The 9869-nt window shown below is 70.5% G+C and carries 7 protein-coding genes; 1 reads left to right on the forward strand and 6 read right to left on the reverse strand.

Annotated features, from left to right (window positions below):
• Positions 1–12 precede the first annotated feature (12 nt).
• Positions 13–1212, forward strand: a complete 1200-nt coding sequence (locus ABEA26_RS19240) for a MarP family serine protease (protein ID WP_345593802.1) — start codon at positions 13–15, stop codon at positions 1210–1212.
• A gap of 165 nt (positions 1213–1377) precedes the next feature.
• Here ABEA26_RS19240 and ABEA26_RS19245 read toward each other — a convergent pair whose 3' ends face one another.
• The 6 genes from ABEA26_RS19245 to ABEA26_RS19270 all read right to left on the reverse strand — a co-directional run bounded on the left by ABEA26_RS19245 (position 1378) and on the right by ABEA26_RS19270 (position 9774).
• A complete protein-coding gene (locus ABEA26_RS19245) occupies positions 1378–1560 on the reverse strand; it encodes a hypothetical protein (protein WP_345593804.1) in 183 nt (60 codons plus the stop codon).
• Between the two features lie 171 nt (positions 1561–1731).
• Positions 1732–2700, reverse strand: a complete 969-nt coding sequence (locus tag ABEA26_RS19250; protein ID WP_345593805.1) for an alpha/beta fold hydrolase — start codon at positions 2698–2700, stop codon at positions 1732–1734.
• Positions 2697–3185, reverse strand: a complete 489-nt coding sequence (locus ABEA26_RS19255) for a phage holin family protein (protein WP_345593808.1) — start codon at positions 3183–3185, stop codon at positions 2697–2699. Before ABEA26_RS19255 ends, ABEA26_RS19250 begins: the two co-directional genes overlap by 4 nt.
• Positions 3186–3298: 113 nt before the next feature.
• A complete protein-coding gene (nhaA, locus tag ABEA26_RS19260) occupies positions 3299–4723 on the reverse strand; it encodes a Na+/H+ antiporter NhaA (RefSeq protein ID WP_345593809.1) in 1425 nt (474 codons plus the stop codon).
• A 296-nt stretch (positions 4724–5019) separates the two neighbouring features.
• Positions 5020–6978, reverse strand: a complete 1959-nt coding sequence (gene acs, locus ABEA26_RS19265) for an acetate--CoA ligase (RefSeq protein WP_345593810.1) — start codon at positions 6976–6978, stop codon at positions 5020–5022.
• A gap of 273 nt (positions 6979–7251) precedes the next feature.
• Entirely contained in the window at positions 7252–9774 is a 2523-nt protein-coding gene (locus ABEA26_RS19270; RefSeq protein WP_345593812.1) for a SulP family inorganic anion transporter, read from the reverse strand.
• Between the last annotated feature and the right edge of the window lie 95 nt (positions 9775–9869).

The following is a 9869-nucleotide window of genomic DNA, read 5'->3' on the forward strand; positions in this document are numbered from 1 at the left end:
GGGCCTGAATCAGTGAACGTGCTGGACATCCTGTTGCTGCTGGCCGCCGTCTGGTTCGCGATCGTCGGGTACCGCCAGGGCTTCGTCGTCGGCATCCTGTCGGTGACGGGTTTCCTCGGTGGCGGCCTCGTCGCCGTCTATCTGCTGCCGGTCGTCTGGGACGCCCTGACGGACAACGCTGAGGTGAGTACGACCGCCGCCGTCGTCGCGGTCGTCATCGTCATCGTCTGCGCCTCCGTGGGCCAGGCCCTGACCACCCACCTCGGCAGCAAGCTCCGCCGGTACATCACCTGGTCACCGGCCCGCGCCCTGGACGCCACCGGCGGCGCCGTGGTCAATGTCGTGGCGATGCTCCTGGTCGCCTGGCTGATCGGCGCGGCGCTGGCCGGTACCACGCTGCCGACCCTCGGCAAGGAGGTCCGCGGTTCCACGGTGCTGCAGGGCGTCTCCCGGGCGCTGCCCGCAGGGGCCGACACGTGGTTCACGAACTTCTCCTCCGTCCTTGCGAAGAACGGCTTCCCGCAGGTCTTCAGCCCCTTCTCCAGCGAGCAGATCCCGGTGGTCCAGGCGCCCGACCCGGCGCTGGCCGACAGCGCGGTCGCGGCCCGTGCCAAGGGTTCCATCGTCAAGGTCATGGGCACCGCCACCGACTGCGACAAGGTCCTGGAGGGCACCGGCTTCGTCTTCGACGACCGCCGGGTCATGACCAACGCCCATGTCGTGGGCGGCGTCGACGAGCCCACGGTGCAGATAGGCGGCGAGGGCAGGTTGTACGACGCGACGGTCGTCCTCTACGACTGGCGGCGCGACATCGCCGTACTGGACGTGCCGGAGCTGGAGGCGCCCGCGCTGCGGTTCGCGGACGAGGACGCGAGCCGCCACGACGGCGCGATCGTCGCGGGCTTCCCGGAGAACGGGGCGTACGACGTCCGTCCCGCGCGCGTGCGCGGGCGCATCACGGCCAACGGACCGGACATCTACCACCGCGACACCGTCCACCGTGACGTCTACTCGCTGTACGCGATGGTCCGTCAGGGCAACTCCGGCGGGCCGCTGCTGACCCCGGAGGGCGAGGTCTACGGCGTGGTGTTCGCCAAGTCACTCGACGACGCCGAGACCGGCTACGCGCTCACCGCGGACGAGATCCGCGAGGACATCGCGAAGGGCCGCACCGCGACCCAGCAGGTGGACAGCGACAGCTGCGCACTCTAGGAACGGCCCTCGGAGCCCGGGACGGCGCGATCGTCATCGTCCGCACGGTGCCCGGCTGCTGAGAAGCGTGGACCGGCCGCTCGTGCCGGCCGCTCGTGCCGACCGCATGCGCCGGTCGCACGCACCGCCCGTTGTGACCGCTTGTCGTGGTCGCCTGCGCGGTGCTCAGGTTCGTGGATGGCGCAGGCGCACGGATACCCAGCGGGCCCGGCGGCGCAGGATGCGCGGGATGCCCACCCGTGGGTCCGCACCCGCCAGTTGCGGGGTGCCTCCTCGTCGGTGGGTGCTTACGCCGCTCGTGGAGCGGCCGTCGCGTGCTACGTCACTGTAGTCGTGCGTCCAGCCCATACCCGGACGTGTGCCCCCGCCCCAAGGTCGGTAACCGTTATCGGGACGCCCAATTGGCCTATGCGTCGGGCAAGTAGCCGTTGATAGGACAAGCGTTCTGGTTCGCCACCCGGGCGCGTTGGTCCGGTCGCCGTCCGGACACCGGCCGGTCGCCGTCCGGACACCGGCCGGTCACCGATCGGGCTCGGGATCCTTCAGCCAGTTGATCAGTTCGGTCGAGAAGGCGACCGGGTCCTCTTCGTGCGGGAAGTGTCCGAGGCCGTCGAAAAGCCGCCAGCGGTACGGGGCTTCGACGTACTGCCCCGATCCCGCCGCGCTCCGCGTCCGCATCACAGGGTCCAGCGAACCGTGCAGATGCAGGGTCGGCACGCGCACCGGCCGCTTCATGCGGCGGTAGAACTGGATGCCGTCGGGACGGGCCAGGGAACGCACCAACCAGCGGTACGGCTCGACCGAGCAGTGCGCCGTTGAGGGGATGCACATGGCCCGGCGGTAGGCGTCCACGGCCTCGTCGTCGAGTGGCCGCGGGCCCGACCAGTCGTGGATCAGCCGGCCGACCAGCGCGCCGTCGTCCGCGGTCAGTTGGCGCTCCGGGATCCAGGGACGCTGGAAGCTCCAGACGTAGGACCCCGCCCGGGTCTGGCGGACGTCCCCGAGCATGGCCGAGCGCCAGCGCCGGGGGTGCGGCATCGACGAGACCGCGAGCCGTCGTACGAGCTTGGGCCGCATCGCGGCGGCCGTCCAGGCCAGGTAGCCGCCCAGGTCGTGGCCGACCAGCGCGGCGTCCGGCTCACCGAGGGAGCGGACCACGCCGGTGATGTCGAGGGCGAGGCCGGCGGGGTCGTAGCCGCGCGGGGTGCGGTCGCTGCCGCCGACGCCGCGCAGGTCCATGGCGACCGCGCGGAAACCGGCGTCCGCGAGGGCCACCAGTTGGTGCCGCCAGGTCCACCAGTACTGGGGGAACCCGTGCAACAGCAGTACCAGCGGTCCGTCACCCAGCTCGGCGATGTGGAAGCGTGCGCCGTTGGCGGCGACGTCCCGGTGGGTCACCTCGGGCCCGCCCGGGATGTCGAGTCGTACGACCGAAGTGGGGTGCTGCGCCGATGGGGGCTGCCCCAGGGGGCTGGCGGGGTCCGTCATGAGGACGAGCGTGCCACAGCCTCGACAGCCTCGGGGGACCGGTCCGAGGGCAGCTCCGCCCGCGGGTGCGGCTTGGCGTTCTGGAGTACGCCCGCCGACTGCTTCACCGAGGCGGCGACCTTCTGCGGGCCGCGGCCCTTCTTGGCCTTCTTCGCGAAGACGATGCCGATCAGCGCGAGGAGGGCCGCGAGGAGGACGTTCGCCGCGAAGGAGAGGAGGAAGCAGACCGCGAGGTTCCAGTCGCTCCAGGTCCGGATGGCGTAGGCCAGCGCGAAACTCAGCATCGGCAGCGAGAACAGGAGAACGGCCCCGGCCAGCGAGAACGCCCCGCCGCTCGTCGCCCCGCGCTTGACGTCCTGCCTCAGCTGCGCCTTGGCCAGCGCGATCTCGTCGTGCACGAGCGCCGACAATTCGGTGGTCGCCGAGGCGAACAGCTGGCCGATGCTGCGTTCGGTGCCGACCGGGCTGCCGTCGGGTGCGCTCATCGCGGTCTCCCTCTTCTCCTGGCTGATCTGCGTACGGTTCCGTGGCCGCCGGGCGCTGCCTGACTGCCGCGGCCCGACCGCGTACGGTCCGTCTTTTGTACCGTCTCGTCAGATCATGCCGGACCGTCGCCCTCATCGCCTGCCCCGCCCGGCACCTCGGCAAGCCGCGCCGACTCCATCTCGTCGGCGATCCGGCGGTGCTCGGCCGCCTTCTTCTCGTAGATCGCGGCCACGCGCAGGTGGTACGCGGGGTCGTCCTCCTCGTAGACGTCCGGCACGCCGCTGAGGTCGTCGTCTCGCTCCTCGTCCTCGATCATCTTGCGGTATTTGGCGTTCCGTACCTTCAGCAGCACCGTCGCCATGGCCGCCGCGATGAGCGAACCGATGAGGACCGCGGCCTTGACCTGGCCCGTCATCGCCGCGTCGCCCTCGAAGGCCAGCTCGCCGATGAGTAGCGAGACGGTGAACCCGATGCCGGCCAGGGTGGCCACCGCGAACACGTCGGCCCACTGGAGTTCGTCGCTGAGCGAGGCCTTCGTGAAGCGTGCCGTCAGCCAGGTGCCGCCGAAGATGCCCAGCGTCTTGCCGACGACGAGCCCGAGCACGACGCCGAGGGTCTCCGGCTTGGTGAACACGTCGGCGAGCGCACCGCCCGAGAGCGCGACACCCGCGCTGAAGAGTGCGAACAGCGGCACTGCCAGACCCGCCGACAGGGGGCGTACGAGGTGCTCGATGTGCTCGCCCGGGGAGTGCTGCTCGCCCTCGCGAGTGTGGCAGCGCAGCATCAGGCCCATCGCGACGCCCGCGATGGTGGCGTGGATGCCGCTGTTGTACATCAGCGCCCAGATCGCGAGGCCGAGCGGGACGTACAGGTACCAGCCGCGGACGCCCTTGCGGAGCAGCAGCCAGAAGACGACGAGGCCGACGACCGCGCCGCCGAGCGCGACGAAGTTGATCGACTCGGTGAAGAAGACCGCGATGATCAGGATCGCGAACAGGTCGTCCACGACGGCGAGCGTCAGCAGGAAGGCGCGCAGGGCGCTCGGCAGGGACGTGCCGATGACGGCGAGGACGGCGAGCGCGAAGGCGATGTCGGTGGCGGTGGGCACGGCCCAGCCGGACAGGGAACCGCCGCCGGCGGTGGCGGTGACCGTGTAGACGACCGCGGGCACTGCCATGCCGCAGAGCGCCGCCACCACGGGGAGCGCGGCGGCCTTCGGATCCTTCAGGTCACCGGCGACGAGCTCGCGCTTGAGCTCGATACCCGCGACGAAGAAGAAGACGGCCAGCAGTCCGTCGGCGGCCCAGTGCGCGACCGACAGGTTCAGGCCGATGGCCTCGGGGCCGAAGTGGAAGTGGCTGACGCTCTCGTAGCTGTCGCTCAGCGCCGGTATGTTCGCCCATACGAGCGCGGCGACCGCGGCGACGAGCAGGAGGACACCGCCGACCGTCTCGGTGCGCAGTGCCTCCGCGACGTAGTTCCGCTCTGGGAGGGACAGGCGCCCGAAGGCTTTGCGAGGGGGGCGGGGGGCGGTCACGGGGAGAACCTCCGGTCGTTGGGCAGCACGGAACACTCGCCGACCAGACTTCCCGGCACACCATGAGGATCTTCGAGGTGGGGTTCTTCGAGGATCTTGTTGAGTCTCTTACGCGTTTCTTAGCCTACCTAACCTGCGTCGAGGGTGCCGGGTGATCTCCGCGACGGTACGTAAGGGGCACTTCGCACGAAAAGAGGGCGCCCGGCGAGTCTCTCGCCGGGCGCCCTCGGAGCAGGTGGCTCAGTCCTCGTGGATCAGTCCACGTGGCTCAGCCCGTGTGGCTCAGCCCGTGTTGCTCAGTCCTCGCTGGACGCGGCCGGGAGCTGCGTCTGGATGAGGTCCATGACGGTGGAGTCGGTCAGGGTGGTGACATCACCGAGCTGACGGTTCTCCGCCACGTCACGCAGCAGGCGCCGCATGATCTTGCCGGAGCGGGTCTTCGGCAGTTCGGCCACCGGCAGGATCCGCTTGGGCTTGGCGATCGGGCCGAGGGTGGCGCCGACGTGGGCCCGCAGGTCGGCGACCAGGTTCTCGGTCTCCGCCGCCGTGCCGCGCAGGATCACGAAGGCCACGATGGCCTGCCCGGTCGTCTCGTCCGCTGCTCCGACCACGGCCGCCTCGGCCACCGACGGGTGGGATACCAGCGCCGACTCGACCTCGGTGGTGGAGATGTTGTGCCCGGAGACGAGCATCACGTCGTCGACGCGGCCCAGCAGCCAGATGTCGCCGTCGTCGTCCTTCTTGGCGCCGTCACCGGCGAAGTACCTGCCCTCGAAACGCGACCAGTACGTGTCGATGAACCGCTGGTCGTCGCCCCAGATGGTGCGCAGCATCGACGGCCACGGCTCGGTGATGACCAGGTAGCCTCCGCCGCCGTCCGGCACCTCGTTGGCCTCGTCGTCGACGACGGTGGCACAGATGCCGGGCAGCGCGCGCTGGGCGGAGCCCGGCTTGGCGTCGGTGACGCCGGGCAGCGGGCTGATCATCATGGCGCCGGTCTCGGTCTGCCACCAGGTGTCGACGACCGGGGTGGCGTCGGCGCCGATGTTCTTGCGGTACCAGATCCATGCCTCGGGGTTGATCGGCTCACCGACCGAGCCGAGGACGCGCAGCGAGGACAGGTCGAACTTCGCGGGGATGTCGTCGCCCCACTTCATGAACGTCCGGATCGCGGTGGGCGCGGTGTAGAGGATGGAGACCTTGTACTTCTGCACGATCTCCCAGAACCGGCCCTGGTGCGGGGTGTCCGGGGTGCCCTCGTACATGACCTGCGTCGCGCCGTTGGCGAGCGGGCCGTAGACGATGTACGAGTGCCCGGTGACCCAGCCGACGTCGGCGGTGCACCAGAAGACGTCGGTCTCCGGCTTGAGGTCGAAGACGGCCCAGTGCGTGTACGCCGTCTGCGTGAGGTAGCCGCCGGAGGTGTGCAGAATGCCCTTGGGCTTACCCGTCGTACCGGACGTGTACAGGATGAACAGCGGGTGCTCCGCGTCGAACGCCTCCGGCGTGTGCTCGGCGGACTGCCGGTCGACGGTCTCGTGCCACCACTTGTCGCGGGAGTCGTCCCAGGCGACGTCCTGGCCGGTACGGCGGACGACGAGCACGTGCTCGACGATGCCGGCGCGCTCGACGGCCTCGTCGACGGCGGGCTTGAGCGCGGACGGCTTGCCCCGCCGGGAGCCGCCGTCGGCCGTGATGACGACACGGGCGTCGGCGTCCTGGATGCGGGTCGCGAGGGCGTCCGAGGAGAAGCCGCCGAAGACGACCGAGTGGGCGGCGCCGATACGGGCGCAGGCCAGCATGGCGATCGCCGTCTCGGGGATCATCGGCATGTAGACGGCGACCCGGTCGCCCTTCTGCACGCCCAGTTCCAGCAGGGCGTTGGCGGCCCTGGAGACCTCGTCCTTGAGCTGGGCGTAGGTGATGGCGCGGCTGTCGCCGGACTCGCCCTCGAAGTGGATGGCGACGCGGTCGCCGTTTCCGGCCTCCACGTGGCGGTCCACGCAGTTGTAGGCGACGTTGAGCTTGCCGTCCTTGAACCACTTGGCGAACGGCGGGTTCGACCAGTCGAGGGTCTCGGTCGGCTCCTCGGCCCAGGTCAGCCGGCGGGCCTGCTCGGCCCAGAAGCCGAGCCTGTCTGCCTTGGCCTGTTCGTACGCCTCCGCCGTGACGTTGGCGTTCGCGGCCAGGTCGGCGGGGGGCGCGAACCTGCGCTCTTCCTTGAGCAGGTTGGAGAGGGAGGAATTCTCGCTCATCGTCCCGTCTCCCCCCTCAGCAGGTTGGCCAAGGATTCGTTGCTCACGACATCTCCCATTCTCAGGGTTGTCCGTTGTGTCCCAGGCCACACCTCATCAGACGCGGGGGGCCGATGACAAGGGTCGACGGGAAATTGGTTTAGACCTGTCTCGTCGTTGCGCGTCTTCGTGACCAGTGGTCATCCGTACCCACGGATGCCGAGGGCGCGGGGTTCAGCGTCCGTTACGCACGTTCCCACTCCGCGCGCCTCGACTCCTCGTCCGCTTGGACGGTCAGGCGGTCAGGTCGGTCTCCAGGACCAGCTCGAACACTCCGTCGTCGGTGTTCTCGGAGAGCAGGTATGCCTGTGCCTCGGCTACGTGGAAGTACATGCCGTGCAACTCCAGGTCGCCCGTGTCCAAGGCCCGGGACACCGCGCTGTGGGCGCGCAGGTGCTCCATCTGCTGGACCACGTTGGCCAGGCAGAGCTGCTCGGCCGCGTCGGCGGGCCGGCGTCCTGCCAGCAGGGGCCGGGTGTCCTCGTCCTCGGGCATGCGTTTCAGGCTCGGCAGCCCGTGCCGCAGCCACCGTTTGAGCGGGGTCTGCGCTCCCCCGGGTTCGGTGCTGAGCAGCGCCTGCATGGCCCCGCAACCCGAGTGGCCGCATACCGTGATGGACCGCACCTTCAGGATGTCCACCGCGTACTCGATCGCGGCCGCCACCGAGTCGTCGCCGCTCTCCTCGCCGGGCAGCGGCACGAGATTGCCGACGTTGCGCACGACGAAGAGGTCTCCGGGGCCGCTGGAGGTGATCATCGACGTGACGACCCGCGAGTCGGCACAGGTCAGGAACAGCTGAGAGGGCTGCTGCCCCTCACGGGCCAGCCGGGCCAGCTCACCGCGCACCAGCGGGGCGGTGTTTCGCTGGAACGCGCTGATGCCGCGCGCCAGTTCTCGTCCGCTGGCCCCACTGGGTGCGCCTGGCCCGCTGGGCCGGAGATGCTTGCCCGGTCTGTCGGAGCCGCCCGGTCCGGTCGCTCCGGTTGGGTCGTCCAGGTCGCTCCGGCTGCCAGTGCTGCCAGTGCTGCCAGTGCTGTTTGGGCTGCCAGGGGTTGTCGAACTGTTCGGGCCGATCGCCGTGCCGGTGGCCACTCCGGAGCCGTCCTGCCGGTCGGTGCCGGAGTGGGGCGCCGACTGCGGGGGCTCGCACTGGTGGTTGCGCCAGGGTGTCCAGGGGCGGCAGCGGCAGCCGTCCATGTCGGCCGGTTCGGAGATACGGGTGCCGGGCCGGCGGCCGGTGATGTCGACGGAGCCGCCCTGTGCGGTGTGTGTCTTCTGCCAGTCCTGCAGCGTCTCGTACGCCGCGTGGTCCATGAACGACCCGTCCAGCTCCACGACGGCATCGGCCCCCTGGGGGACGTGATGCAGGACCCGGCTGAGTCTCGGCACCGCGAGGAACGTCAACTGGCCTCGTACGTGTACATGGTGGGCCCCCTCGATCTCCTTGTGCGTGATCCGGGTGCGGGACAGGCGGTGCAGGGCGACGCCGACGGCCACGGCGATGCCCAGCGCGACGCCTTCCAGGACGCCGAGGAACACCACGCCGCAGGTGGTGACCGCGTAGACCAGCACCTCACGGTGACGGGTCACTGTGCGGATGTGGTTCAGGGACACCATCTTGAGGCCGACGGCCATGACCAGGGAGGCGAGCGCGGCGAGGGGGATGAACTCCAGGGCAGGGACCATCAGCAGTGCGGCGATCACTACGAGAACGCCGTGCAGCATCGTGGAATTCCGGCTGACGGCGCCCGCCCCCACGTTCGCGGAACTGCGCACGGCCACACCGGCGATGGGTAGCCCTCCGAGCGACCCGGAGACGATGTTGGCGGCGCCCTGCCCGAGCAACTCGCGGTCGAGGTTGGAGCGTTTCACGCGGCCGGTCAGGCCAGGCCGGGCGGCGACCAGCTTGTCCACGGCGACCGCGCCGAGCAGGGACTGCACACTGCACACCAGCGTGGTGGTGAGAACGGCGGCGACGAGGCCGAGCACGGGGCCGTCGGGCAGCGTGGCCAGGGCATGGCTGCTCCAGGACGGCAGGTCGACCTTGGGCAGCCGGAGCCCGGCGAGGGCCGCGACAACGGTCGCGCCGGCGACGGCGACCAGGGCGGCGGGGACCTTGCCCAGAAGCTGCCCGGCCCGGCCGGGGACACGCGGCCAGAGCAGCAGCAGGGTCAGGGTCAACACGCTCACCGCGAGGTCTGCCGGTCTGGGGCTCGCCAGCTGGGCGGGCAGGGCGCGCAGATTGTCGGGCACGGAACTCTGCGGAGTGCCGCCGAGGACGATGTGCAGCTGGGCGACCGCGATGGTGACGCCGATGCCGGCGAGCATGCCGTGCACGATGGCGGGGCTGACGGCCAGCGCGGAGCGCGCCACGCGCAGACAGCCGAGGCCCAGCTGTGCGAGCCCGGCCAGCACGGTGATGGCACAGGTCGTACGCCACCCGTAGCGCACGATGATGTCGGCGGTGACCACCGTGAGTCCGGCGGCGGGGCCGCTGACCTGGAGCGGGCAGCCGCCGAGCCAGCCGGCCACGATGCCGCCCACCGCGGCAGCGACGAGGCCGGCCTGGAGGGGAGCGCCGGTGGCGAGGGCGATACCGAGGGAGAGCGGCAGCGCGATCAGGAAGACCGCGATCGAGGCCGACAGATCGGCGCCCGCGACGCGGAAGCGTCGAGGGCCGCCGGGCGGCGGGCTGTGGGCTGGATGGACGTGCTTGGTTCGGGCCGAATCGGCGCGGGCGGGGACGCAGGCTGACATGTTTCCCGTCTCCTCCGGGGCTGCGCGGTCGCGGTCATGGGGGGCCCGCGCTGGGCGGGGACGCTCGCGGCCGTGGGGCACGGCGTACAGCAGCG

Source organism: Streptomyces marokkonensis (assembly GCF_039539045.1).
Classification (GTDB): Bacteria; Actinomycetota; Actinomycetes; order Streptomycetales; family Streptomycetaceae; genus Streptomyces; species Streptomyces marokkonensis.

Excerpts from the sequence above, each read along its gene's own strand:
- ABEA26_RS19245 (WP_345593804.1), bottom strand. The coding sequence starts at position 1,560 with ATGGGCTGGACGCACGACTACAGTGACGTAGCACGCGACGGCCGCTCC.
- ABEA26_RS19250 (WP_345593805.1), bottom strand. The coding sequence starts at position 2,700 with ATGACGGACCCCGCCAGCCCCCTGGGGCAGCCCCCATCGGCGCAGCAC.
- ABEA26_RS19255 (WP_345593808.1), bottom strand. The coding sequence starts at position 3,185 with ATGAGCGCACCCGACGGCAGCCCGGTCGGCACCGAACGCAGCATCGGC.
- acs (WP_345593810.1), bottom strand. The coding sequence starts at position 6,978 with ATGAGCGAGAATTCCTCCCTCTCCAACCTGCTCAAGGAAGAGCGCAGG.
- ABEA26_RS19270 (WP_345593812.1), bottom strand. The coding sequence starts at position 9,774 with ATGTCAGCCTGCGTCCCCGCCCGCGCCGATTCGGCCCGAACCAAGCAC.